The organism is Streptomyces sp. NPDC088157 (assembly GCF_044741545.1).
GTDB lineage: Bacteria > Actinomycetota > Actinomycetes > Streptomycetales > Streptomycetaceae > Streptomyces.
Map to the genome: position 1 here is coordinate 1,108,046 of NZ_JBIUSU010000001.1, position 24,963 is coordinate 1,133,008.

Here is a 24,963-nt window from a genome sequence, read left to right on the forward strand (position 1 = left end):
GATCGGATCCGGCCCCGAACGGACCGGACCGACGCAGACGTTCACCCGGTCCATCACTTATCCGGCCACTTGTCCGGTCACATGTCAGTCACCCTTCGAGCCGGCCGCCGAACCGAACACCGAGGCCAACTCGTCAGCGCAGCCCGCTGATCGACCGCCCGTCCTCGAGCGTGCCCTCCAGGCCGGCCTGTGCGCCCTGCTTCGTCGGCACCGCCAGCAGGTTGCCCCGCCCGGACCCGGTCACCCCGCCGGTCGCCCGGACTGACGCCGTCGCACGGTCGCCGGCCGCGAGGAGGTACCAGCCGCCGCCCTTCGACTTCCACAGCACCCCGGCCAGCACATGCGGATCGCGCGGCCCGCACGCCGGTACGTCGCCGGCCTTCGCCACGGCCGCCCCGAACAGCCCGCCCGGCGTGTGGAACTGGGCCAGCACGCGGCTCCCGTCGCCCCGCCAGGTCTCGGCCCGGGTACACGCCCAGGCCGCCGTTCCGCTCGCGTCGGGCAGCTGCTGCCGGGTGTAGCCCCAGGCGTTGACCGTCCGTACGCCCTGCCCGCGCGCGTCTTCCAGCGAGCAGGCGAACGGCGCCCAGGTCCGCAGCGCCCGCGCACCGCTCACCTCCTTGGGAGCGGTGGGGCGCCCCGCGGTGAGCCGGGCGGGGACGAGCTCGCCGAGGTCGCTGAGGAGGTGGGTGCCCGAGGCGTCGGTCAGCTGGAGGACGTTCCACGTCGTGCACGTGCCGGTGTGGGTGGCCGGGCTGGAAAGCGGCGAGGTGATCCCGTCGGTCAGTGACAGATCCATCAGCCCGGCACCCGGCTTCGACAGGTCGCGCTCGCCGGCCTTCGTCACCCAGGGGGCCGTCAGATAGCGGACGTTGCCGTCGGCCCGGCCCAGCACCAGCGCGCTCGCCTCGGTGCCGGTCGCGCCGTCGACCCGCGCGAAGTCGAGGGCCGCCCCGGCCGTGCCGTCCTTCGGCTCGGCGTAGCGGGCGATGCGCAGACCGTCGTGGAGGATCACCACGCGCGCGTTGTCGACCTCACCCGCGTAGAGGAGCTGCGGCGGTCCGGCGGGGCCCCCGAAGGGGGTCTCCGGGGTGGCGGAGACGTGCACGCTCTCGCCGGGGCGGGCCCAGACGGCGAGGGCGCGGCGCAGGAGCGCGGTGTCGCCGGTGAGGGGGCCGCGCGCCGGCCAGACGGAGAAGTCCGTGCGCGCGGAGGTCTTCCAGGCGGCGGGGGTCACCTTCACCAGCCGCCCGGGGTCGAGGGCGGCCTCGGCGGCCGGGTTCTGCGCGTACAGCGGGGCGGCCGCGCCGTCCGGGCCCCAGCCACCGCCGGGCAGCGCGACCAGGGCGCCGCACACGGCGAGCGCGGCCGCGGCGGCGAGCGCGGCCCTGGTGTGCTGGCGGCGGCGCCTCAGATCGGTGGGGCGGGCCTGGAGCGAGCAGGCGTCGAACTCGGGGGAGTCGAGGAGCGCGTACTGCGCGGCGGGGACCTTGGCGGCCTCGCGCAGCGCCGCCGTCACGTCCACGTCCCGTACGCCGCACCCGGTGAGCACCTCGCGGATGTCGCCGTCGGAGAGTTCCTCCAGGCCACGCAGTACGCAGGCGGCCCGGGCGGGGCCCGTCAGCGTGGCCAGGCGCTGTTCCAGGGCGAGCTCGTCGGCGCCGCCGGAGCGGGGGAAGAGGCGCAGGCCCCACACCTGGGGGAGCAGCGCCGGGAGGTGTCCGCGGCTGGGCCGGCGGGCTCGGAGCCGTAGCGGCAGCCCCGCCGCCAGGGCCGTACGCACCACCTGAAGGCGGATGTACGCGTACCCGGGATCGCCGTCGCTGCCGTCCCCCCCTCTCGCATGGCCTCGAGCGGAAGCGCCCCCGTTCTGGGCCGGGATGACGGGCGCCGAGGCGCGGCCGCGGGGCAGGGCGCGCTGGGCGAGGGCGTGGGCGGTCAGGACCCGCCGACCACGGCCGAGGCCGGGAGGCAGCACCAGATAGGCGAGCCGGACGAGCCGCGGGTAGTGCTCGACGAGCGCGGCCTCGGCCTGCTCGACATCGACGATCCGGTCGGCGGCGGATCCGGGTGCTGGGCGCGGGGCGACATCCTGTGACTGCACGTCCAGCAGAACGAGCGAAACGGGGGATGGTCACCCCGGGTGGCCCAGTCCCGACGGAGCGCCTTCGCGCACTGGGCCACGACCGCTGGTAGTGCGGCACGCGGGCGCTGCCCCCGCCGGACACCGGTATTTTGAGCGCACCGCGCGCGAGAGCCGTATCCAGGACGAGGCTCTTGCAGGGAGGAACAGATGAAGGTGACCCGACCGATGCTCGCGGCGGCCGCCGCCGCGGCGGCGCTGGTGCTGACGGGATGCGGATCCGGAGGCTCCGGGAAGGCCGAGGTGACGATCCCGGTGACGGCGACCGGCAGCCTGGAGCACCTGGCCGCCGAGGTGAAGTGCACGCCCGACATGCAGACCGACGCCGACGAACTCCGCCAGGCGCTCTGCAAGAACGCCGACGGCAAGTTCATCCTCCTGACCTTCGCCACCGACCGCGGTCAGCGCGAGTGGATCAACGGGGCCAAGGACTACGGCGGTCACTACCTGGTCGGCCGCAAGTGGGTGGCCGTGGGTGAGGAGACCAGCACCGTGACGGCGCTGCGCAAGACACTCGGCGGTGACATCGAGGAGGGCACCGACCACTCCGCGCACGTGTCGGGCGAGCCCTCCGGCAGCGCGTCGCACTCCGGTCACTGACCGGGGCCCCGGTTCACCGGCCGGGGCCCCGATCACACGGGCCGGGCCCGGCACACAAGAAGGCCGGCGGTGAGGAGTCCTCACCGCCGGCCTTCTCAGTCGGCTTTCAGGTGGTCCCGCTCAGCGGGTCACTTGCACTTCTTGCCGGTGTTGATGCAGTTGACCATCTTGTTCATCAGGTTCGTCGAGAAGAAGTTGATGAAGTCGTTGTGGTCGGTGATCGGCTTGTGCAGGTTCTCCGGGAAGCTGTCCACCGCGTACGGCTGCACGACCGTCCCGTTCTGGAGCTTGGGGGCCGGGACGTTGTAGACCAGCCGGACCTGGAGCTGCGGGATCGCCTTGAAACCGTTGGCGCAGGTGCCGTCGGCCTGGGCGAACGCCACGTGCGTGCGGTGGTTGGCGCTGTCGATGTTCTTGCCGTCCCAGCAGCTCTGGAAGTTGGTCGTCCGCACCACCTGGCTGCCCTGCGGGCAGATCGGGTACTGGGCTTCCAGCTGCACCTTGTTCTCGAAGCCGGTGCAGCTCCAGTTCACGTTGGCGTTGGCGTTGCCGTTGACGAAGGCCTTGGCGTCACCGGTGATGATGCGCAGGGCCGTCGGCATCGCGACGACCTTGCCCTTCTTGTTGCCGACGAACTTGATCTGCGCCTGGGCGGGCTGCAGGATCTTGCCGACGTTGCCTTCCTTGCCACCGCCGTCGTTGTTCTGGTCGAAGTCCTGGCTGCCGTCCTGGACACGCAGCACCGGCCAGAAGTACGAGGACTTGTCGCCCTGGTTCTGGCAGCTGGTGCCGGCGCCGGCCAGCTCCTGGTCGCTCGCGAAGGCGTCGTTGTTCTGGTTGCCGACGTAGTCGTGCAGGTGGTGGGCGCCGTTGGCGACACCGGGGGCCACGATCACGTTGTCCGTGTTGTGGTTGTCGTTCCCGTTGGTGCCGCAGTTCGAGGTGAAGGTGCCCCGCGAACCGCTGTTGCCGTTCGCCGGGAGACCGTTCGCGCCCACGCCCAGCTGCGCGTTCGCCTGGACCTTGGTGATGTCCACGAAGTCCGCGGCGGCCGGGCCGTTGCCGCCCTGGCCGTTCTGCGCCTGGCCGGCGTTGCCGCCGTTCTGCTGCTGGCCGCCGTTGTTGTTCTGGCCGCCGTTCTGCTGCTGGCCGCCGTTGTTGTTCTGCTGGCCACCGTTCTGCTGCTGGCCGCCGTTCTGCTGCTGGCCGCCGCCCGCCTGGCCGGCGTTGGTGTTGTTCGTCGCCTGCGTGGTGCAGGCCGCCAGCTGGCTCAGCGAGCTGTTGAACTGGCCACCGGAACGCTGGATGTTGATGCGGATCCGGTCGATCGTGGCGGCCCGCTTCTCCTTGAGGGGACCGGTGATCGCGTTCTGGACGAAGCTGGCGTCGCCCGCCTGGGCCTGACGCGTGGAGGCGAGCCGGGCGTAGGCCTCGGTGATCTGCTTGTCCAGGTTGGCCAGCTCGGTCGCGACGCCCTGTTTCGCCCCACTGGGCACGTTCGTCAGCTTCTGCCCCACATCCGGGCAGGAGATGGTGGCGACCTGCGCGGCCGCGGTGTCGGCCTTGGTCTGGTTCTGGCCCGAGTTCGATTCGTGCGCCGAAGCGTAGAAGTTCGCCCAGATCAGCCCGCCCCCGCCGAGCGCTAGGGCCGCCGATGCTGCCACGGCCTTCGTGGCCATCGACGAACGGCGTTTACGTATGTTGCGTCCCATGGAACTCCTCTGACTTCCTTGCGGGGCAGCATCGAGGCGCCCGACAGGAGTGAAGCTGAAGCTGCCCCCTCCTTTACGCACCACGCCTCACAGGTGTTCAGCCCGCTCAGAAATTGATGAGAGTTCCGTACGACCAAACAATCCCAAAACCCTCACATGACGCAGCAGTTGGCGCCTCAGCGATCCCGGTCCAGATAGGCCAGAACCGCCAGCACCCTGCGGTTGTCGTCGTCCGAGACCTCCAAGCCCAGCTTCACGAAAATGTTCGCGGTGTGTTTGGCGACGGCCCGCTCGGTGACGACCAGTTTGGCCGCGATCGCCGCGTTCGAGCGGCCCTGCGCCATCAGCTCCATCACTTCCCGCTCGCGCGGGGTGAGCCGGTCCACGGGCTCCCGGCCGTCACCCGAGCGCCGGGCCAGCAGCTGCTGGATCACCTGCGGGTCCATCGCCGTACCGCCGGCCGCGACCCGCCGTACGGCGTCCACGAACTGCTCCGCGTCGAACACCCGGTCCTTCAGCAGATAGCCGATCCCGCCGGTGCCGTCGGCGAGCAACTCGCGCGCGTACAGCTGCTCGACGTGCTGCGACAGGACGAGCACCGGAAGCCCGGGCCTCCTGGCGCGGGCCCGGAGCGCGCACTGCAGACCCTCGTCCGTGTGCGTGGGCGGGAGCCGCACGTCGACCACGGCGACGTCCGGCTCCAGTTCGGCGAGCGCCCGCTCCAGTTCGGGCCCGCTCTCGACGGCGGCGGCGATCTCGAAGTCGTAGGCCTCCAGCAGCCGGACGAGACCGTCCCGCAGCAGGAAGAGGTCCTCGGCTAGGACAACACGCAAGGGATCTCCATGGTCACCATGGTGGGACCGCCGGCGGGAGAGCTGACGGCCAGGACGCCGTCGAATGTACCCAGCCGCCGCTCGACACCGACCAGACCCGAGCCGGCCCCCGTGGCCGCGCCGCCCCCGCCGTTGTCGGTGACCGAGATCCGCAGCTGACCCGCCCCGTGGTGGAGGTCCACCCAGATCCGGTCGGCGCCGGAGTGCTTGACCGCGTTGGTGAGCAGCTCGCTCACCGCGAAGTAGGCCGCCGACTCCACGGGCGCGTCCGCGCGGCCGCCGCCGAGATCGACGTTCACCTCGGTGGCGACCGGCAGCCGCAGCGCCAACGCCCGTACGGCGTCGCCGAGTCCGCGCTCGGCCAGCACCGGCGGATGGATGCCGCGCACCAGGTCGCGCAGCTCGGAGAGCGCCTCGGCGGACGACTGACGGGCCTGCGCCAGCAGCTCCTTCGCCTTCTCCGGGTTCTTGTCGACGAGCATCTCGACGGTGCCGAGGTCCATGCCCATCGCCACCAGCCGCGCCTGGGCGCCGTCGTGCAGGTCCCGCTCGATGCGCCGCAGCTCGGCGGCGGAGGTGTCCACGGCGTCCCGTCGGGTCTCCGTCAACACCCTCACCCGCTCGGCCAGTTCGGCCTGGCTGGGGGAGAGCATGGCCTCGGTGAGTCGGAAGTGGACCTGGAACGCGCTGACGGCGTACCGGTGGGCGACCACGAGGAGGACGGCCCCCAGGGCGGCGGCGCCGAACGCGGTCGCCTGATCGCTGACCGGTACGAAGCCGTACCAGTACGGTCCGTACGCGCCGTAGGGCCCTCCGGTCATGGTCCGCCACAGCCCGGCCGCCAGCGCGAACCCCTCCAGCGGATAGAGGACCAGGACGGCCGGCAGCAGGGCGGTCAGGAAGCCCGCCGTCATGTCCACCGGGAGCCACCGCAGGTCCCGCCAGGTCGCCGGGTCGCGCAGCAGCGCGTAGGTGCGCCTGAAGGGGTTGGCGGTCTCCGGGACCGGCCGGTACGCCGACGGGACGCGCACCCCGCCCCACCGCTCGGCGAGCGCCCGCCGCCGGTCGGCGTAGGCACGCACCCCCCGCACCACATAGGGCGTGGTGAGGGCCCCGACCCCGATCGGTATCAGGGCCATGGACACGAGGGAGAGACAGAGTCCCAGGACGGCCGCCGGCAGCGCTACGACCGCCAGCGCGAGCCCCCGACCGGCGGCGAGCACCATCCCCCGTGCCCTGGAACCGCCGTCGCCGCTCTTCGTGTTGGTGTTCATGCCGTCAGTCTCGCCGAGCCGCGGACCGGCGGTCACGGGGCCGACGCCCCCGGTCAGGGGGTGGTGTCAGGTACACCCCCGGGCTCCGTTCCACCGGTGGCCGCCGCGAGCACCTTCGCCTCCACCTCCGGGTCCAGGCCCTTGCGGGTGCGGTCCGGACGCTGGGGTGCCGTACCGCCGATCGACGTCAGCCAGCCCCAGGTGTCGGCGACGGTCTCCTCGACCGGACGGCAGGACAGCCCCGTCGCCACCGCCCGTGAGACGTCGGCCGCGTGCAGGGCGTCGTGCATGTCGCTGCCCGGCGGTACCCACACGGGCAGCTCGGTCCACGGCTCGATGCCCGCGTCGAGAACGATCTCCGGTGCGGTCCACCGCAGTTCGGCGTCCGAGCCGGTGGCCCGCACGCACGCCTCCAGCAGCTCGCCCATCGTCGCGTGGCCCTGCGGGCTCATCAGGTTGTACGGCCCGCTCAGCTCCCGCTCGACCGCGCCGAGGATCCACTCGGCGAGATCGCGGACGTCCACGTACTGCAGGGGCAGATCGCGCGGGCCGGGGGCCAGGACCGGGCCGCCGCGGGCGATCCGGGTCAGCCACCAGGGCAGCCGCCCGACGTTCTCGTACGGGCCGAGTATCAGCCCGGCCCGTACGAGGACGGCACCCTCCTCGCCGAAGGCGTCGAGCGCGGCCAGCTCGCCGCCGCGCTTGTCCCGGGCGTAGTCGGTCTGCCCGGCCTCGGGTCCGGCGCCCTCGACGACGGGCGCGTCCTCGGCGTACCCGGCGGGCGGGGCCCAGGTGTACACCGAGCAACTCGACACGTACACGTACCGGCGGGCGCGGCCCCGCAGCAGCCGCGCCGCCTCGTGCACCGCGCGGGGCGCCGCCGACCAGGTGTCCACGACGGCGTCCCAGTCGCCCTCGGCCAAGGCGTCGAGTCCCCCGGGCGCGGTGCGGTCACCGGTCAGCGACCGGGTGCCGGGGGCGGGTGTGTGCCGCCCCCGGTTGAGAACCGTCACGTCCCAGCCGCGCCCGAGGGCCGCCTCGACGACGGCCCGTCCCGCGAACTCCGTACCACCCAGCACCAGAAGTCTCATACCGGTGACTGTGCCCCGTCCGGACGCGGCAGGGAACCGCGCTCTGCCGTCGGCAGACGAGGCGGGCGGGTGGAGCGGGCCGGTGGAGCGGGTCAGTGGCCCGTCGGCGGGATGTACTTGTAGCCGACCCGGCGCACCGTCTGGATCGACTGGCGGTGCTGTGCGCCCAGCTTGCGGCGCAGCCGGGCGATGTGGACGTCGACCGTGCGGCCGTCGCCCACGTGGCCGTAGCCCCACACCGTGGTGACGAGTTGGTCGCGGGTGTGCACCCGGTTCGGGAACGCGACGAGGTGCGCGAGCAGCTCGAACTCGAGGTAGGTGAGGTCGAGTGCCTGTCCGTCCACCGCGGCGGTGCGCTGCACGGGGTCGATCCGCACGAGCGGGCGCCCGGCGCCCTCCGCCTCGGCGGCCTCGTCGGCCGCTGGCCGGTCCGGGACCGCCACCGGCAGGAACGGCGGCTGCTGGTCGGCCGGGACGAGCACCAGGTAGCCGATCATCGGCGGCTGGCCCGGCAGGGTGGGCAGGGTGTGCGGGGGAGCGGGCAGCCAGGTCGCGCCCGGCGGCAGGAAGTCCGCGACGTCGACCACCTCGTCCCGGTCCACGGCGCGCAGACGGTGCCGGGCCGGGGCGGACGAGGGGCTGAGGCTGGGAGCGGAGGAGAGGGAACGAGTGGTCGCCATGAGAGGTCAGCTCTTTCGCGCGAGGAGTTCGTCGGGGAGGACGACGGCCGCGATTCGTGGTCGGGCTCGTCGAGGACGTACGTCGTGCGCGCTGGCCGAAGGCCGGGGTGTACGGCTTTAGAGGGCCGGCGCGTTCATCGCGCGGCAACACACCCGGTCGAAGTCATGGTGCTGACGGGAAGGCCAGAAGGGCTCGAGGTCGTGGCGACCCGTCGCGGTGCACTTCTGGAAACTGGCCATGGCCCCATTGAAGCAGACACCCGCCCGTTACAGGAGCCTCCTCTCACTGCTTGGACGCTTCCTGACGCGAAGTCGACGTCGGTCCACGGCCCGGGTGGTCGCTTTCCAGGCAGCGCGGATGCGGAAGGGGCGCCCGCCGAGTCGGCGGGCGCCCCTTCCGGGAAGAACCGGGGGATCAGATCTGGCCGGCCTTCTCCAGGGCCGAGCAGCAGGTGTCGACGATCAGACGCGTCACCAGGTACGGGTCGACGTTGGCGTTCGGACGGCGGTCCTCGATGTAGCCCTTGCCGTCCTTCTCGACCTGCCACGGGATACGGACAGAGGCGCCACGGTTGGAGACACCGTAGGAGTACTCGTTCCACGGGGCGGTCTCGTGCAGACCCGTCAGACGGTCGTCGATGCCGGCGCCGTAGTGCTTGACGTGGTCGAGCGGCTTGGAGCCCTCGCCGAGCGACTCGCACGCGGTGATGATGGCGTCGTAGCCCTCGCGCATCGCCTTCGTGGAGAAGTTGGTGTGCGCGCCGGCGCCGTTCCAGTCGCCCTTGACCGGCTTCGGGTCGAGGGTGGCGGCGATGCCGAAGTCCTCGGCGGTGCGGTAGAGCAGCCAGCGGGCCACCCACAGGTGGTCGGAGACCTCCAGCGGGGAGACCGGTCCGACCTGGAACTCCCACTGGCCGGGCATGACCTCGGCGTTGATGCCGGAGATCGCGAGACCGGCGGCCAGACAGTTGTCCAGGTGCGCCTCGACGACCTCACGGCCGAAGATCTCGTCCGCGCCGACACCGCAGTAGTAGCCGCCCTGCGGGGCCGGGAAGCCACCCTTGGGGAAGCCGAGCGGGTAACCGTCCTGGAAGAACGTGTACTCCTGCTCGATGCCGAAGATCGGCTCCTGGGAGGCGAACTCGGCCTCGACCTCGACCAGCGCGGCACGGGTGTTGGACTCGTGCGGCGTCATGTCGATGTTGAGGACCTCGCACAGGACGAGGATGTCGTCGCCGCCGCGGATCGGGTCGGGGCAGGTGAAGACCGGCTTGAGGACACGGTCCGAGGAGTGCCCCTCGGCCTGGTTCGTGGACGACCCGTCGAAGCCCCAGATCCCCAGCGACTCGAGACCGGCGGGCTCGCCCGCGATGATCTTCGTCTTGGAACGGAGCTTCGCCGTCGGCTGGGTGCCGTCGATCCAGATGTACTCAGCCTTGAAGGTCACGGGCCACTTCCTTCGGGGTGTGTCTGACGCACTTGCGGGTGCTGCGGCGCTGCGGCACTGGGGCGCCGCCTGTTTGCCCGGCAGCTTGTCAACAGGCGATTTCCCGGTCATTGCTCGAATGTGAACCCCGTGTTACCTGGTGGTTCTGTGGTGCGGCTCACGGTGTGAGGGCGTCGGCCCGGCCCGGAAGTCGCCGTTCCCGGGCGCGCACGGAGGTGCGGACCGGGGCGAGCGGCGGCTCGTATGCGATGGGGTTCCGCGGAACCTGAACGCGTCGGTCCTGCTGCTCGTGGCCGCGAACAGCAGGACCGATGACTCGTACGGGGTGCTCCGCGGGGCCGCCCGCTCAGCGAGGAGCTCGGCGGCCGGGACTCACCCCACCTTCTCGATCAGGGCCCGGCGGATCAGGAACTTGCCGGGCTCACGGACCAGTTCGAAGGCCGCGTTGTTGAGCAGGGCGCAACTGCCGGAGACGGAGGTCACCTCGACGGTCGTGGACTTGTTGTTGTCCAGGTTGGTGACCTTCAGCTTGGTCCCCGCCGGGAACTGGTTACTCGACGCGGCCGGGGCACCGCCCTCGCCGGAGAGCGTGACCGTGGAACCGTTGCAGACCTGCCGGCCGGAGGCGGCACCACCGCCGTTTCCCGCGTTACCCGTGTTGCCGGCCGGAGCGGAAGCGGCCGGGGCGGAAGCGGCGGGCGCGGAGGCCGCCGGAGCGGAAGCGGCCTGCGAGGGCTGTGTCGCCTGGGAGTCCTGAGCCGACTCCCCAACGACGCACCCGGACGCCTGCTGCTGGACCTTGATCTGCGCGATGACCGCCTCACGGTTGGCGATCCGGGCCGTGGACTGCGCGTCCGGGTTCGCCTTCTGGCCCTCGATGAACTTCTGGTTGTTGCCGAGGGCCGTGGCCAGCCCCCCGCAGACGGTCGAGTCGCCGGCGGACAGCGTCCTGGCGTTCTGCGGGCTCTGCGAGGCGTTCGAGGTGGACGCCAGCGCGAAGGCCCCGGCGCCCGCCACCGCCGCGGCGCTGACGAGCAGCGCGATCTTCTTCTTCGTGCCGAGAGTTCTCCTGCGCGACATGCGCGCCTCCTGAGGGGTAGGGGAGCGTACGCCGCTATGTACGAGATACCGAACGAAGCTGCTCATCGGTTGCCGGAGCCAATCGAAGTGGCGTGCGTCACAGCGGAGTCGGCGGCGGGCGGCGGCCGAGTCAGCTCTTCCCGTCCTCGTACGCCACCACGGTGTCGTTGACGCGCTGGAGCAACCCCTCTGTCTGGGCGGTGAGTTCGGCCTCTCCCGTTTCCGCGCCGTCACCCCACTGCCCGTTCGCGAACACCACCGACCGGACGGTCATCGTCCGCCGGAAGACTCCGGCCGAACCGGGCGGCACCGTCGGCAGGCCGGCCTGAGGGGGTGGATCCAGCGAGACCACCTGATACGTGACGGGGTCCATCGAGCTCATCATGAACACGCGCGAGGCGTCCTCGACCCGCTCGAAGCTCAGCACGGTGACCGTCACCTGCGAGCGCCGCTCGGCGTCCGTGAACAGGGCGGCCGTCAACCGGGAGCAGTCCTCGCCCTGTTCGATCAACTGGGCGAGTTCGGGCGACATGCCGCCGGCGCAGTCGGTGGTGGTGGCCAGGTCGACGCGGGCGTACCGGGAGCCGTTCTTCAGGCGGACGTTCGTCGAGGGGAACGCCTGCTCCGGCCGGATGACGGGGCGGGCGAGCAACGAGGGGAGCGCGCCGGGGGCGTCGGAGGGGAGTCTCGCGTCCACGGACGGGACGGCCGCGAGGCCCGAGGCGGTCGTGGCCGCCGTGCCCCGGGGAGCGGATGCCGGCCGGTCTGCGTCGTCGCCGTCCGCGATCATGGTGCCGACGGCGATGGCGGCGACGAGGGCCGCACCGCTCCCCACGGTCACCGTGCGCCGGGTCCGCCGACGCCGTCGTATGTGCTCCTGCTCGGAAGGGAACCCGAGTCCTTGATCACCGAAGGTCATGGCGGCGGAGGGTAGCAGCGTGTGGCGCCCCGACTCCCGCCGCCGGACGAATCGTTGGCTCCCCGGCTAACGGGACAAAGCGTCCCGTACGGCCTCGTCCGTGCGGGCCACCAGCGCGGTTCCGTCGTCCGCCGTGATGATGGGGCGCTGGATGAGCCGGGGGTGCGTGGCGAGCGCGGTGATCCAGCGGTCACGTGTGCTCGCGTCCCGCGCCCACTCCTTGAGGCCGAGCTCCCCGGCCGCCGCCTCCTGGGTGCGGGTGATGTCCCAGGGTTCCAGGCCGAGACGTTCGAGTACGGTCCTGATCTCGTCCTCATCGGGCGCGTCCTCCAGGTAGCGGCGGACGGTGTAGTCGGCACCCTCGGCGTCGAGGAGCGTGAGGGCGCTGCGGCACTTGGAACAGGCGGGGTTGATCCAGATCTCCATGCCGCACACGGTAGCGGCCGGAGGCGCCGAAAGCCCCTGTGATCAGGGGCGTTTGTCAGTGGTGGGCGGTAGAATAGAAGCAGTGTTCGAGGGTTCGCCGGAGGTTCCGGACCGGGCCCTGACCGCGACAGGAGGATGCCTGTGCCCGCTGCCGCACTGAAGCCGAAGCCGTTGCCGACCCAGTCCACAGCGAAGCGTTCCGTCCAGCTCGATCTGCCCTATGTACCCGTCGAGAAGCGGCCGTTGCCGCCCGGACGGCCGCGAGACTGGTACGTCATGCACAACCGTCGCCTCAAGGCCATGCGCCTGGCGATCGCCCTGCTCGACCTGGGCGTGTATATGCCGAACCAGGCCCGCAACGAGAAGATCCGCAGCACGGCGGAGCTGATCGGCGTTCACGCGCCGTCGGACACGACGTGCCACATGGTGCGGGCGCTGCTGCGGTACTCACGGTGAACCGGGCGCCGGGCGCCGTCACAGGTGACGGTGTCCGGCGCTGACGTCCGGTGTCGATGTCCGGTGTCGATGACCGGCGCCTTGTCCGGTGCCTGGGGCCTGGTTCCCGGCGCCTGGCGCCGGCGTTCGGTGGCCGGTGGCCGGCGGCCGGCGCCCACGTCTGGCGGCCGGTCCGGGGAGTCACCTCGCCTCGGCTCACCGGACCTCGGCCCACCGCACCGGACCTCGGCCCACCGCACCGGACCTCGGCCCACCAACGGACCTTGGCTCACCGCACCTCGCCTCGGCTCACTTCACCAGTTCCTTCTCCACCGGCGTCCGGAACCTGGGGGTCACCCGGGTCGCCCCCAGCCACGCCCCCAGCCGCTCCGCCTCCGTCTCGATCGCCGCCTCCGCCTCGCCGCCCACACCCTCGTCGTCCAGGATCCGCCACACGATCTCGCCGTCGGCCCGCTGGGCCCAACCCCCAACCACCCGCCCGTTCCACCACACCGTCGGGCCCACGTTCCCGCTGTAGTCGAACAGGCCCGGGCGCAGCTCCGGGGCCAGATACCAGTCCCGGCCCTGCCAGCCCATCGCCGTCGGGTCGAGGCCGGGCAGCAGGGCGGCCCACGGCTCCGCGGGGGCCGGCACGGCGTCCACGTCGTCCTCGACGACGTACCCCGTCCCCTCGTCCAGCGTCACCGCCCGCGCCCCGATCGCCGTCAGCGCCCGGCGGACGTCCGTCACCCGCCAGCCCGTCCACCACTTCAGGTCGGCCTCCGTGGCCGGCCCGCACGCCGCCAGCCAGTGCCGAAGAAGGTCCGACTGGGCCTGCGCCACCGGCAGTTCGGCGTGCTCGGGGGCGAGGGCCCAGCGGAACTGGCTCGACGTCCACGAGCCCAGGGGGCGTCCTCTGACCACCTTGCCCTCCACCCCCAGCACCCTCAACAGCCGTGTCACGACGGTGTGGACGCCCTCGTAGGGCTTCCCCGCCGCGTACACGAACTGCTCCCGCAGACGCGGTTCCTCACGGGCCAGCTCGGCCGCGGTCGCCTGGCCGAGCCGGGCCAGCGCGGTCAGCGCCGACTCCTCGACCTCCTTCAGCCAGGCCGCGTCCGGTGCGCCGGCCTTCGCCATGTCCTTCAGCAGGGTGGCCCGCTCCCGCGCGGCGACCGCGAGACCGGTCGAGGCGTGGACGACCGCCGTGGACTCCGTCGGGAACACGAACACGGTGTGCCGCATACCGTGCATCCGCACGAGGGAGCGGTCCGCGTACAACGCCCGGTCGGTCTCCGGCACCGTCGCCGCCGGGTCGGCGAGGCGGGCGCCGACCGCCAGGTACACCGTCGCCGGGTCCGAGCCGTGCAGGGCGAGCAGCGCGTCGGCCACCGCCTCGGGGGTCGCGACCCGCGCCCGTGGAGCCAGCCGGTGCCGCAGGGCCAGCCGCGCCCGCCGCTCCGCCACACCGATGTACCGCAGCCCGTCACCCATTACCGGCCTCCACCCGTCGTCGCCCTGCCGCCGTCCGGCAACCGTCCCTGTCCGCATCCTCCCCGACACCACTGACAACCGGACCCGCCTCCCGTGACACCCGATGACGCCCGCATCCACCCAGGGCGGTCGAAGCCTCCTGGTATCACCCGTTCGGCGTACCTGGCATGCGGTCGCCCCCTTCCCGACCTTCACTGCGAACAAGGCCGGTAAGCGCCGCGGAAGTGCCGAGAGCCGGGAGGCGATGTGGTGCGGAGACGACGCCCATGACCACCCCCGAGGAGCGTGCCCGACGCGGCAGGACCGCCCGTAAGCGCGTCCCCCGTTCCGCCCACGCCGTCTGGGTCCCGTCCGTCGACCGGCCCGATCCCGTCGCCGTGCTGGAGCGGCAGGGCCGGGACCGGCTCCCCGAGCTGCTGCCGATCAGGTACGGGCGGATGGCCGCCTCACCCTTCGCGTTCCTGCGCGGCTCGGCCGCCGTCATGGCCGCCGATCTGGCGTCGCAGCCGCACACCGGGCTGACCGTGCAGCTGTGCGGCGACGCCCACCTGCTCAACTTCGGCCTGTACGCCTCCCCGGAGCGGGCGCTGCTCTTCGACCTCAACGACTTCGACGAGACGTTCCCAGGCCCCTTCGAGTGGGACGTAAAACGGCTCGCCGCGTCCGTCGCCGTGGCCGCCCGAGAGAACGGCCACCCCGAGCCGAGGGTGCGCCGCGCCGCCCTGGAGGCCGTGGCCGCCTACCGCACCGCCGTGCGACGGCTGTCCCGGCTCGACGAGCTCGCCGTCTGGTACGAGCGCATCGACGCCGAGCGGCTGCTGCCCCTGCTGCGTTCCGCCCGGCATCGCGGACGTGCCGAGGCCAGCCTCACCCGGGCCCGCCGCCGCACCGGCCTGCAGGCCCTCCACAAACTCACGGAGGTCGTCGACGGGCGCCGCCGCATCATCCACGACCCACCGCTGATCGAACCCGCGGGCGCCTCCGACGGCGCCGCCCTGCGCAAGATCTTCTGCGACTACCGCTCCACCCTCACCGGGGAGCCCCGCCTGCTCCTGGACCGCTACCGCTTCGTCGACGCCGCCCGCAAGGTCGTCGGCGTCGGCAGCGTCGGCACCCGCTGCTTCATCGTTCTGCTCGCCGGGCGCGACACCGACGATCCGCTGTTCCTCCAGATCAAGGAGGCCCGCGCGTCCGTCCTGGAGGAGCACCTGCCGAACGGCCCGTACGTCCACCCCGGTCACCGGGTCGTCGCCGGGCAGCGGCTGCTCCAGGCCGCCGGTGACGTCTTCCTCGGCTGGATGACCGGGCCGCAGGGCCGCGCCTTCTACTGGCGTCAGTTGCGCGATCTGAAGGGGACCGGCGGCGTCGCCGGGATGTCCCCGGCCGAGCTCACGGCGTACGCCCGGCTGTGCGGCACCGCCCTGGCCCGCGCCCATGCCCGTTCCGGCGACCGTATCGCCATCGCCGCCTACCTCGGTGGCGCCGACACCTTCGAACGCGCCGTCGCCGACTTCGCCCTCGCCTACGCCGACCGGACCACCGCGGACCACGCGGCCCTGGGCGCGGCGGTCGCGGCAGGCGTGGTCCGCGCGACGCCGGGCGTCTGACCACCGGCGGCCGCCCGGCCGGTCGGGAGTGCGTCGCTGTCCGCCGACGCTCGCGCCCGGCGGTCGGGAGTGCGTCGTCGTCCGCCGACGCTCGCGCCGCGGCCGGTCAGGAGTGCGTCGCCGTCCGCCCACGCTCGCCCCGGCCGGTCAGCACGGCGGTGACGAACTCACGCCGGTCGTCCGCGTGGTCGCGGAACCACAGGCCCAACTGGTGCCCCGCGTCGAGCAGTTCGAGCCTCGTGTACCGGGCGCGGGTGGCGAGCGCGTCCTGTACCGCCTCGGTCACCTGCGGCGGGATCACCGTGTCGGTGCCCGGCACGGCGAGCACCGCACGGCCCTCGTAGCCCCGCAGCACGTCGAGTGCGGGCGCCTCCCGCCAGCTCCCTGGGCTACGGATGATCGCGCTGAACTCCCCGTCCCCCTCCCCGAACGGAACATCCCACGCCCGGGCCGCGTACACCGCGGGGGCGCACAGTCCCAGGGCCGTGACGCGGTCGCGGTAGAACGCGGCCAGGTCGGCCACCGTCTGCCCGCTCATGCTGAACCCGACGAGCGCCAGCGGCCCGTCCGCCGGTACATGGGCGTCGATCACGGAGACCGCCTGCTCGAAGCGTCGGCGCAGGCTCAACTCCCGCAGTGCGCCGCTGCTTTCGCCGTGTCCGGAGAAGTCCAGGGCCAGGGCGCGGCAGCCGTGGGCGGTGAACTCCCGGGCCAGCGGCAGCAGTCGCTCCTTGCTGCCGTTGCCGGCTCCGTGCAGCACGACGGCGGTGACCGTTCCGGGACCGCCGCCGCCGTGCACCCCGCTGAGCCGTTCACCGTCGAACTCGTGCGTGAAAGGAGACAGATCGCTCATGCGCTCCATTCACTCACGGAGCCCGATCCGCCCGGCTCCGGGCCCGCGGAAAAGGAGATGCACGGTGAGTGACGGATTCCGTACCCTGAAGACGCCGACCCACCCCCAACACAACGCACAGTAGTCGTCCCTGCCCAGGAAAGGAGGCACACCATGGGTACCGTCGTTCTCTCCGGGGCCGTCGTCCTGGTGGTCCTGGGATTCGGAAACCCGCTCTACTGGCTCGCCGCGGCCGGCGTGCTGTTCCTGTACGTGCGGTACGGACTCGACTCGTCCGCGCCGTCCGCCGGGTCCACGCCCGGCCCCGCCCCGAGCGCGGGAGCCGCGCCGACGTCGTACAGGGCGTACCGCGACCGCCGTGACAAGCAGGCCAAGTGGGAGCGCCGCTACCGTCGCGAGCGCCCTCTGGAGTCCCGCCGTCAGGAGCGCGAGCGCACCAAGTAGGGCGCCCGGCCGATCCGCCTACAGGCCGGGGGCTCCCCACACCGGGAACCAGCGGCTCAGGTCCTGCTCGATCCGCAGGTCGCTCGCGAGGGCGGCCCGCACCTGCAACTCCAGTGCGCTGTCGCGCCGCTGCCCCGGACCGGGCAGCGGCGCGAACGGGTAGTACGAACCCCGTTTGTACAGGTACACGAGCGCCAGCCGCCGCCCGCCCGCCGCCTCCGTCGCCGCCCGCTGTTCCTCGAATCCGGCGAGCGAGCACAGCAGTTGGGGACCGAAACCGTTGACCTCCATCGCGCTGTTCACCGCGTGCAGATCATTGACCAGCAGCGGCAGTTGGTCGGGAGCGCGCTCCGAGACCAGCCAGGAGTAGCCGTAGTCGTCCCGCACGAGCCGCACCGGGGGACCGGTCCGCTCGGTGTCCGCGTCGAGGAGCGCCTGAACCTCGCGGTGCGTCTGCTCGAAGGCCGAACCCTCGACGGTCGCGAAACACACGGCACCCTGCCCGGTCGGGGTGAGCCCGGCCGCCGCCTCCAGCGTCACCGCCGCCGAAGGCAGCGCGAACAGCTGGTCCAGGTCGGGCACGACCGGCTTGGTGCGGCCGAGCAGGATGTCCAGCAGCCCCATGATCAGCCCGCCTCCCCCGGAGTGGCGGCCTCGCCCAGCTCGGCGGAGATCCGCCCCAGCTGCTCGAGCCGCTGCTCCAGGCTCGGGTGGGTCGAGAACAGCCCCGCCACGCCGGGCTCGGCGCCCAGCGCCGGAGTGAAGTAGAAGGCGTTGAAGGCCTGGACCGTCCGCAGGTCCTTCGTCGGGATACGGGCCAGGTCGCCGGAGACCTTCGTCAGCGCGGAGGCCAGCGCCGAGGGCCGGCCGGTCAGCTGCGCCGCCGCCCGGTCCGCCGCCAGCTCCCGGTACCGGGACAGTGCCCGGATGAGGAGGAAACTGATCGCGTACACGGCAGCCGAGACGCCCATCACGGCGGCGAACACGACGGCGGCGTTCTGGTCCCGGCGCGCGCCGCCGAACACCTGCGAGTAGAACGCGAACCGCACGATCAGCCCCGCGATCACGCCCAGGAACGACGCGACGGTGATCACCGCCACGTCCTTGTGCGCCACGTGCGACAGCTCGTGCGCGAGCACACCCTCCAGCTCGGCCGGCTCCAGCCGCCTCAGCAGCCCCGTCGTCACACACACCACCGCGTGATCGGGGTTCCGGCCCGTCGCGAACGCGTTCGGCATGCCCATCTCCGAGACGGCGACCACCGGTTTCGGCATGTCCGCGATCGCGCACAGCCGGTCGATCACGGCATGCAGCTCGGGATACTCCTCCCGCTCCACGACCCGCCCGCGCATCGCGAACAGCGCGACCCGGTCGGAGAACCAGTACTGCGCGCCCAGCATGGCCGCCGCGACGACCGCGACCAGCACCCACGACTTCAGCAACACGACCAACGCGGCGACGAAGGCCACGTACAACAGTCCGAGCAGGAACAACGTGACCGTCATCCGCACGGTCAACCGCCGGTCGCTCCGGAAACGGCTCTGCATCTGCATCACCCCGCAGTCAGGCACTCGCCCCACTGCCAGTGTGCACCGCCCCACCCCCATGAACGGTCCCCGAACGGTCCTGGGTGGAGCAAAGGCTCCCCGGGTGCGACCGGCACGAGCACCGGCGGGACCGGGGGCGGCAGCCCGCCCCCGGTCCCGCGCCCTCCCTAGTACGGCGCCCGGAACCGCGCGTACCCCAGCAGGAGGATCACCGCGGCCACGCAGCCCAGCACGAGCGCCGTCGACAGCCATGAGGACCGGGGCGATGCCACCCGGTCCGGGTCGCCGCGGAACGGGACCGGCTCGGGTGGGTTCTCCTTCCACCGGGCGGCCAGCATCCTGGCCCGCGCCGACGGTTCCTTGTGCGCCGCGCCGTCCGCCCACTTGAGGTCGAACTCCCGCTCCGCGTCGTCCTGTTCGGGCATCCCCGTGTCTCCCCCGTCACCTCTGTCGAGGCTCCTCGTCGAACAGCAGTGCCAGAAACCATACGACGACGCCCCCGCCCTGAGAAACAGGAACGGGGGCGTCGGCACGGCCCGGAGGGCCGATGGCTCAGGGGCCTGCCGGCCCGGGGCCGATCACACGTCGAAGAAGTGAAGGATCGATGCGAACTACGGGCGGGGAGGCCACTGAGGTCTGCTGTGCCGGCCAACCGGTCCACGAGAGGCATGAATGTGCGGCTCAGGTCGGTGGCGTTGCTGTACTTCGCTGCTGTACTGCGATGCCGTCACCACTCCGAGTCCTGAAAGCTCACTCGACCTGGAAGTTGACCCTAAACGCCAGATCGTTTGGCCAATCAATGTTCAGCCAGAAATCGACCTGCCCGCCGAAAGCTCGAGGTACGACGTTGCTTATTTGCATTCGAGCAAGTCCCGGGTGGGGGAATGCTCCCGAACCGTCGAACCCGAGCTCAGTGATCGATGCGACAACGACGCTGTTACGGTTGATCGCTGGGTGCGTGACTGGGAACCAGAATTGCCCATGCCCTGTTCCGCCCACCACCAGTGCTATGCGCGCCAGGCTTTCCTCCGATGCGACCCGTTCTTCTGCTTGTACGGCCTCGGTCGGCGCGTACATCGCCTGTGCCGCAACATCTTCGTATGTCTTGCTCATGGGAATCTCCTGTCCATTACGGTGCAACTGCCTTATTGCCTCGGGCAATATCGTGCCGTGTGAGTACGGAGATAGAAGGACGCATGGGCGTGCTCGGAACGATTTCCCTAAACCCCGTCGGGTCCGGATTCGACGGGGGTGGCTCCTAATGACCCGCACTCCCACATCCGCATCCCCCTCCCTTCAAGACTAGCGATCGGCCGGGTAGTACGCCATTCGAGCTATGCGCAATCGAAATCCACTTCAATGCGGCCTAGTTGGCGCAAGCATTGTCGTCTGGAGTGGCCGACCATTTTTCAACCCACCACTCACCCAGCTCCCATCCCGTCTGCCGTCGACCCACGCACCGTGGAGCGGGCGTGGTTCAGGGCGTCAAGGTGGAGGGCGCCACTGTACGAACGACCTTGACGGCCTGGGAGCACCCCGCGTACACCACTACTCCGCCGGCACTCGCGTACGGTCCCCTGGCCATCTCGGAGTCTGAGCGCCCCCGCCGGAGGCACTGCCTGCTCTGCGGTGATCACCCCATGGCCACGGTCCTACCCGCTGTGGGCGCGCGTTGGCGCAGTGCGGGCGGAGCGGGCCGAAGGCAGGAGCGGCGCCCGCAGCGGAGCCGGGAGCGCGCCCGGCGGAGCGGAGCGCAGCCGGGGCTTGATGAGGCAAAGGTCTGGCCGAGGTAGACAGGCTTCCGTACTCGCTTTCGAGGTCTGTTCGGGCTGGTCAGAGCATGATCCGCAGCCGTTCGACCTCGTTCATGCCCGTACATCCGCCCGGAGCGTGACTACCAGTGCCGACCAGACCCTATTCGCACTGGCAGAAGGCGACGGAAGCGTCATCGCCTGACTTGTAGCGTGGCCACCGTTGGCCCTTGGGATCCGTGGCCTCCACTCTCCGAACGGTGTCGATCAACTCTCGCGGCCCCCCGGCCCGAAGGGTCGCGAAGACTTCGGGCCAGGACGACATGGCGTAGTCCGTCACGAGACAGGCCGCGCCGTCGGACAGCAGGGCGGCGGCGCGTACGTCATCGGTGGGAACGCTGCCGGTCAGTGCGTGTTCCGCGGCTTCGGGGCCAGCGGCCGCGACCCAATATCCAGTGGCCGTGTTGCGGGTCTCCCTCTGTGCGAACACCAAGTTCCGCAGCGCTTCTTTGTGCCCTGCCGTATGGGTCTCGTGCCGAGCGACTTCGGCTTTCAACTCGGGAAGGATCTGGCCCACTCGCAGGTCAGTGATCACGGAATAGCCTTGATGGCAATCGAGCACGATGGGGGAGTCCGCCAAGACCAGGTGGTCTAGCTGCCCCTCTCGCTGCCGCAAGATCGCAACCGTCGCCGAGGGTGTTCCGGGATTGCTGAGGTCGCATTCAGGGTGCAGAGCTGCCACCCCTTCGAGGGCCTGCGCCAGGCCGGCCGTGAGCGAGGTTTCCGAGTCGGCAAGGATGCGCTTGCCGCGCACATCACCCGCCGGCCCTCAATCGACGTCACTCTGCCACGCGTCGGTCCTGCTGGACTCGGGAGAGAACATCAAGGCCCTGGCCGAGTACCTCGGTCACTCAGACCCAGGGTTCACGCTGCGGACGTACACGCACCTGATGCCGAACAGCAGGGACCGGGCGCGCCGGGCCATCGACTCAGTGTTCGGCAAGGGAGTGTCTCCCGGACCTTGAGCGCAAAAGGCCGCCGGCCGTGCCCGTCCCAGAGTGGGAAGAGCACGGCCGACGGCCCACAGACGGCCCAGGGGAACGGATAGCCGCTCTGACCTGGGGCGATATCACACGTCGAAGTACAGCTCGAACTCGTGCGGGTGCGGACGCAGCTGGAGCGGGGCGATCTCGTTGGTGCGCTTGTAGTCGATCCACGTCTCGATCAGGTCGGACGTGAAGACGTCGCCGGCGAGCAGGAACTCGTGGTCCGCCTCGAGGCGGTCCAGGACGGCCGGGAGCGAGGTCGGGACCTGCGCGACGCCCGCGTGCTCCTCGGGGGCCAGCTCGTAGAGGTCCTTGTCGATCGGCTCGGCCGGCTCGATCTTGTTCTTGATGCCGTCCAGGCCCGCGAGCAGCAGGGCGGAGAACGCCAGGTACGGGTTGCCGGAGGAGTCGGGCGCGCGGAACTCGACGCGCTTGGCCTTCGGGTTCGAGCCCGTGATCGGGATACGCATCGCGGCGGAGCGGTTGCGCTGCGAGTACACCAGGTTGACCGGGGCCTCGAAGCCGGGGACCAGACGGTGGTAGGAGTTCACCGTCGGGTTGGTGAAGGCCAGCAGCGACGGGGCGTGCTTGAGGATGCCGCCGATGTAGTAGCGCGCCATGTCGGACAGGCCCGCGTAACCGGCCTCGTCGTAGAACAGCGGGGAGCCGCCGGTCCACAGGGACTGGTGGACGTGCATGCCCGAGCCGTTGTCGCCGAAGATCGGCTTCGGCATGAAGGTCGCGGTCTTGCCGTTGCGCCAGGCGACGTTCTTCACGATGTACTTGAAGAGCTGGAGGTCGTCGGCCGCGGCGAGCAGCGTGTTGAACTTGTAGTTGATCTCGGCCTGGCCGGCGGTGCCCACCTCGTGGTGCTGGCGCTCGACCTGGAGGCCGGACGCGGCCAGCTCCAGGGAGATCTCCGCACGCAGGTCGGCGAAGTGGTCGACCGGCGGGGTCGGGAAGTAGCCGCCCTTGTAGCGGACCTTGTAACCGCGGTTGTCCTCGAGCGCACCGGTGTTCCAGGCGCCGGCCTCGGAGTCGATGTGGTAGAAGGACTCGTTCGCCGAGGTCTGGAAGCGCACGCTGTCGAAGACGTAGAACTCGGCCTCGGGGCCGAAGTACGCGGTGTCGGCGATACCGGTCGACGCCAGGTACGCCTCCGCCTTCTTCGCCACGTTGCGCGGGTCACGGGAGTACTGCTCGCCCGTGATCGGGTCGTGGATGAAGAAGTTGATGTTCAGCGTCTTGTCGCGGCGGAACGGGTCCACGCGCGAGGTCGACAGGTCGGCGCGCAGTGCCATGTCGGACTCGTGGATGGCCTGGAAACCGCGGATCGACGAGCCGTCGAAGGCCAGCTCCTCGTCCGGGTCGAACGCCTCGACCGGCAGCGTGAAGTGCTGCATGACGCCCGGCAGGTCGCAGAAGCGGACGTCGACGAACTTGACGTCCTCGTCCGCGATGAACTTCTTGGCCTCGTCGGCGTTCTGGAACATCCAGCTCCTCCTACTCCCGGCCGTCGAGCCGGGGTGGTAGTTCGTTCGTGCGGCCAGTGCGGTGGCACACGCTGTCGTCGACCCTAGGGACGGGTGATTTCTCGGGCGTGACCCATTTGTTTCGCACAAGTTAACCGGACCCTGCCCGGTGTACCCCACCTGTCCGTATCGCGAAACGGGCGCAGTACCGTGGACGGGTGGACAACAGGGATGCAATCGGCTCGTGGCTCTCGGGCCCCCGCGCGGCCGCTGAGGAAGCCGGTGTCGACTTCGGACACCGGGGCGAGCAGCTCGGTCTGCCGGAGGAGGGACCGGGCTCGATCGCCCGCCCCGGCAGGCGGCTCGGCGCCCTGGCGGTGGACTGGGGCCTCGGCGTCCTGATCGCATACAGCTTGATCACCGACGGCTACCGGCCCGCCACCAGCAACTGGGCCCTGCTGGTCTTCCTCGTGATGAGTCTCCTGACGGTCGGCACGGTCGGCTTCACCCCGGGCAAGCGCCTCTTCGGCCTGCGCGTGGTCTCCGTCGAGACCGGCACCGTCAGCCCCCTGCGCTCCGCGGTGCGCACGGTCCTGCTCTGCCTGGCCGTCCCGGCCCTGGTCTGGGACCGCGACGGCCGCGGCCTGCACGACCGGCTGGCCCGGACGGTGGAAGTGCGGATCTGAGACCCGGCACACGCGAGTCGGCCGCACGCCCGCCGCGGTCATACGCGAGTCGGCCGCACGCCCGCCGCGGTCATACGTGCGTCGGCCGCACGCCCGCCGCGGCCATACGTGCGTCGGCCGCACGCCCGCCGTGGTCACACGCGCCGACGGTACGCGCCGGCGGTACGACGAAGGGGCGCCCGGAGTGATCCGGGCGCCCCTTCGTGACGGTGGGGTGAAGAGCGGCTCAGCGGGCCTTGCCGCCGCCCTTCGGCAGGCGCATGCCCTTCGGCATCGGCCCCTTCGGCAGCGGCATGTTGCTCATCAGGTCGCCCATGGCGCGCAGCCGGTCGTTCGTGGCGGTCACCTGCGGGCCGGCCAGGACCCGCGGGTACTTCAGCAGGGTGGTGCGCAGCTTCTTCAGCGCGACCTGGCCCTCGCCCGTGCCGACGATCACGTCGTGCACCGGCACGTCCGCCACGACGCGGTTCATCTTCTTCTTCTCGGCGGCCAGCAGGCTCTTCACCCGGTTCGGGTTGCCCTCGGCGACCAGGACGATGCCGGCCTTGCCGACGGCCCGGTGCACCACGTCCTGGCTGCGGTTCATCGCCACGGCGGGGGTGGTCGTCCAGCCCCGGCCGATGTTGTCCAGGACGGCCGCGGCCGCGCCCGGCTGGCCCTCCATCTGACCGAAGGCGGCCCGCTCCGCCCGGCGTCCGAACACGATCGCCGTCGCGAGGAAGGCGAGCAGGAAGCCCAGGATCCCCAGGTAGACCGGGTGGTCGATCAGGAAACCGATCGCGAGAAAGACGCCGAACGTGATGAGGAAGACACCCGCGAGGACGAAACCGATCGTCTTGTCGGCCTTGTGGGTCATCTTGAACGTCAGGGCGATCTGCTTCAGTCGCCCGGGGTTAGCGGCGTCCGCCGCGCTGTCACTTCTCGCCATGCCACGAAGTCTACGTGGCCCCGGGAGCGCCTACGACGGCAGGAGGGGAGGTGTGGGGAGGGGGTGGGGTCAGGGGCGGACGGAGGTGACCGCCTCGAGGACGCGCTGCGCCTCGACCCGGTCCTTGGCGCGACGGCGGTCCTCCAGCACGGAGGTCCAGGCGTTGCGACGGGCGGTGCGCTGGCCGCTGCTCATGAGCAGCGACTCGACGGCGCGCAGTGCGGTGCTGAAGGTCGGGATCGCGGTGGCGCGAACGGGCGCGGCCTGCATGACGGGTGTCCCCCTCGGACGGCTTCGGGTACGGGGCTGGGTTCTACGTGACGTGATACCAGCGTCACTGTTTGGTGTTACCAGGGCGTGACCGAGCGGTCAAACACGAATGAATCCTTGATGCGCAGGGCCGAAACGCTGACGCGGCCCCGGCGTACGCCCTCATCTGCGAGGACGGCCGGAGCCGCGTCGAATCGGTCACTACTGGCGAGTAGCAGCTTGTGC

General features: G+C 71.0%; 25 protein-coding genes and 1 pseudogene. 6 read left to right on the forward strand and 20 right to left on the reverse strand.

The annotated features are described in order from the left end of the window. Positions 1–133 precede the first annotated feature (133 nt). A complete protein-coding gene (locus tag ACIPFH_RS04690) occupies positions 134–2,104 on the reverse strand; it encodes a hypothetical protein (protein ID WP_401823038.1) in 1,971 nt (656 codons plus the stop codon). A gap of 189 nt (positions 2,105–2,293) precedes the next feature. Here ACIPFH_RS04690 and ACIPFH_RS04695 point away from each other — a divergent pair, with 189 nt between their 5' ends. Then, positions 2,294–2,743 carry a hypothetical protein gene (locus ACIPFH_RS04695; protein WP_401823040.1) on the forward strand — a complete coding sequence of 150 codons (450 nt, stop codon included), beginning with the start codon at positions 2,294–2,296 and terminating at the stop codon, positions 2,741–2,743. 128 nt (positions 2,744–2,871) lie between these two features. On the opposite strand, the gene ACIPFH_RS04700 is transcribed toward ACIPFH_RS04695, so the two are convergent. The 9 genes from ACIPFH_RS04700 to ACIPFH_RS04740 form a co-directional block, all read right to left on the reverse strand. Next, positions 2,872–4,455: a DUF1996 domain-containing protein gene (locus ACIPFH_RS04700; protein WP_401823041.1), complete on the reverse strand. Its 1,584-nt coding sequence runs from the start codon at positions 4,453–4,455 to the stop codon at positions 2,872–2,874. Between the two features lie 176 nt (positions 4,456–4,631). Then, positions 4,632–5,288 (reverse strand): LuxR C-terminal-related transcriptional regulator, encoded by a 657-nt coding sequence (locus ACIPFH_RS04705; protein ID WP_401823043.1) that lies wholly within the window; start codon positions 5,286–5,288, stop codon positions 4,632–4,634. After that, complete coding sequence (locus ACIPFH_RS04710) at positions 5,273–6,562, reverse strand: sensor histidine kinase (RefSeq protein WP_401823045.1); 1,290 nt, start codon at positions 6,560–6,562, stop codon at positions 5,273–5,275. The genes ACIPFH_RS04705 and ACIPFH_RS04710 overlap by 16 nt, the downstream gene beginning before the upstream one ends. A 53-nt stretch (positions 6,563–6,615) precedes the next feature. After that, complete coding sequence (locus ACIPFH_RS04715) at positions 6,616–7,653, reverse strand: NAD-dependent epimerase/dehydratase family protein (RefSeq protein ID WP_401823047.1); 1,038 nt, start codon at positions 7,651–7,653, stop codon at positions 6,616–6,618. Between the two features lie 92 nt (positions 7,654–7,745). Next, a complete protein-coding gene (locus ACIPFH_RS04720; RefSeq protein ID WP_356264922.1) occupies positions 7,746–8,333 on the reverse strand; it encodes a winged helix-turn-helix domain-containing protein in 588 nt (195 codons plus the stop codon). 415 nt (positions 8,334–8,748) lie between these two features. Beyond that, positions 8,749–9,780, reverse strand: coding sequence for a glutamine synthetase (gene glnII, locus ACIPFH_RS04725; protein WP_401823049.1), 1,032 nt, complete (start codon positions 9,778–9,780; stop codon positions 8,749–8,751). Positions 9,781–10,152: 372 nt separating this feature from the next. Next, positions 10,153–10,860, reverse strand: coding sequence for a hypothetical protein (locus ACIPFH_RS04730; protein ID WP_401823051.1), 708 nt, complete (start codon positions 10,858–10,860; stop codon positions 10,153–10,155). A 130-nt stretch (positions 10,861–10,990) separates the two neighbouring features. Next, positions 10,991–11,779, reverse strand: a complete 789-nt coding sequence (locus tag ACIPFH_RS04735; RefSeq protein WP_401823052.1) for a hypothetical protein — start codon at positions 11,777–11,779, stop codon at positions 10,991–10,993. A 66-nt stretch (positions 11,780–11,845) separates the two neighbouring features. Beyond that, entirely contained in the window at positions 11,846–12,205 is a 360-nt protein-coding gene (locus ACIPFH_RS04740; RefSeq protein ID WP_356260450.1) for an arsenate reductase family protein, read from the reverse strand. Positions 12,206–12,346: 141 nt separating this feature from the next. Here ACIPFH_RS04740 and ACIPFH_RS04745 point away from each other — a divergent pair, with 141 nt between their 5' ends. Next, positions 12,347–12,661: a hypothetical protein gene (locus ACIPFH_RS04745; RefSeq protein ID WP_356260447.1), complete on the forward strand. Its 315-nt coding sequence runs from the start codon at positions 12,347–12,349 to the stop codon at positions 12,659–12,661. A 288-nt stretch (positions 12,662–12,949) separates the two neighbouring features. Here the strand turns inward: ACIPFH_RS04745 and ACIPFH_RS04750 are convergent, their stop codons facing one another. Beyond that, positions 12,950–14,134, reverse strand: a complete 1,185-nt coding sequence (locus tag ACIPFH_RS04750; RefSeq protein WP_401823054.1) for a winged helix DNA-binding domain-containing protein — start codon at positions 14,132–14,134, stop codon at positions 12,950–12,952. Positions 14,135–14,400: 266 nt separating this feature from the next. On the opposite strand from ACIPFH_RS04750, the gene ACIPFH_RS04755 reads away from it, so the two are divergent. Then, positions 14,401–15,741: a DUF2252 domain-containing protein gene (locus ACIPFH_RS04755; protein ID WP_401823056.1), complete on the forward strand. Its 1,341-nt coding sequence runs from the start codon at positions 14,401–14,403 to the stop codon at positions 15,739–15,741. 106 nt (positions 15,742–15,847) lie between these two features. Here ACIPFH_RS04755 and ACIPFH_RS04760 read toward each other — a convergent pair whose 3' ends face one another. Beyond that, positions 15,848–16,594 (reverse strand): alpha/beta hydrolase, encoded by a 747-nt coding sequence (locus tag ACIPFH_RS04760; protein ID WP_401823058.1) that lies wholly within the window; start codon positions 16,592–16,594, stop codon positions 15,848–15,850. 153 nt (positions 16,595–16,747) lie between these two features. On the opposite strand from ACIPFH_RS04760, the gene ACIPFH_RS04765 reads away from it, so the two are divergent. After that, on the forward strand, positions 16,748–17,038 hold the full coding sequence (locus ACIPFH_RS04765) for a hypothetical protein (RefSeq protein WP_401823061.1): 291 nt from the start codon (positions 16,748–16,750) through the stop codon (positions 17,036–17,038). Between the two features lie 18 nt (positions 17,039–17,056). On the opposite strand, the gene ACIPFH_RS04770 is transcribed toward ACIPFH_RS04765, so the two are convergent. From ACIPFH_RS04770 to ACIPFH_RS04790, 5 genes are all read right to left on the reverse strand, one after another. Further along, positions 17,057–17,662, reverse strand: a complete 606-nt coding sequence (locus tag ACIPFH_RS04770) for a hypothetical protein (RefSeq protein WP_356260432.1) — start codon at positions 17,660–17,662, stop codon at positions 17,057–17,059. A 2-nt stretch (positions 17,663–17,664) separates the two neighbouring features. Then, a complete protein-coding gene (htpX, locus tag ACIPFH_RS04775; RefSeq protein WP_401823062.1) occupies positions 17,665–18,585 on the reverse strand; it encodes a zinc metalloprotease HtpX in 921 nt (306 codons plus the stop codon). 167 nt (positions 18,586–18,752) lie between these two features. After that, positions 18,753–19,010, reverse strand: a complete 258-nt coding sequence (locus tag ACIPFH_RS04780) for a hypothetical protein (protein ID WP_356260423.1) — start codon at positions 19,008–19,010, stop codon at positions 18,753–18,755. Positions 19,011–19,335: 325 nt separating this feature from the next. Beyond that, positions 19,336–19,698 (reverse strand): hypothetical protein, encoded by a 363-nt coding sequence (locus ACIPFH_RS04785; protein WP_401823064.1) that lies wholly within the window; start codon positions 19,696–19,698, stop codon positions 19,336–19,338. 801 nt (positions 19,699–20,499) lie between these two features. Further along, the gene (locus tag ACIPFH_RS04790; RefSeq protein ID WP_401823067.1) at positions 20,500–21,150 is read right to left on the reverse strand and encodes a hypothetical protein; all 651 of its coding nucleotides are present in this window, start codon (positions 21,148–21,150) and stop codon (positions 20,500–20,502) included. A 34-nt stretch (positions 21,151–21,184) separates the two neighbouring features. On the opposite strand from ACIPFH_RS04790, the pseudogene ACIPFH_RS04795 reads away from it, so the two are divergent. After that, a pseudogene (locus tag ACIPFH_RS04795) lies at positions 21,185–21,361 on the forward strand (site-specific integrase); the annotation flags it as partial. A gap of 104 nt (positions 21,362–21,465) precedes the next feature. Here ACIPFH_RS04795 and glnA read toward each other — a convergent pair. After that, positions 21,466–22,875 (reverse strand): type I glutamate--ammonia ligase, encoded by a 1,410-nt coding sequence (glnA, locus tag ACIPFH_RS04800; protein ID WP_307162921.1) that lies wholly within the window; start codon positions 22,873–22,875, stop codon positions 21,466–21,468. A 197-nt stretch (positions 22,876–23,072) separates the two neighbouring features. Between glnA and ACIPFH_RS04805 the strand changes: the two genes are divergently transcribed. Continuing rightward, on the forward strand, positions 23,073–23,540 hold the full coding sequence (locus tag ACIPFH_RS04805; protein WP_401823070.1) for an RDD family protein: 468 nt from the start codon (positions 23,073–23,075) through the stop codon (positions 23,538–23,540). 226 nt (positions 23,541–23,766) lie between these two features. Here the strand turns inward: ACIPFH_RS04805 and ACIPFH_RS04810 are convergent, their stop codons facing one another. Further along, positions 23,767–24,468, reverse strand: coding sequence for a DUF4191 domain-containing protein (locus tag ACIPFH_RS04810; protein ID WP_401823072.1), 702 nt, complete (start codon positions 24,466–24,468; stop codon positions 23,767–23,769). A 69-nt stretch (positions 24,469–24,537) separates the two neighbouring features. Then, positions 24,538–24,738 carry a hypothetical protein gene (locus tag ACIPFH_RS04815; protein ID WP_109006070.1) on the reverse strand — a complete coding sequence of 67 codons (201 nt, stop codon included), beginning with the start codon at positions 24,736–24,738 and terminating at the stop codon, positions 24,538–24,540. Positions 24,739–24,963 lie beyond the last annotated feature (225 nt).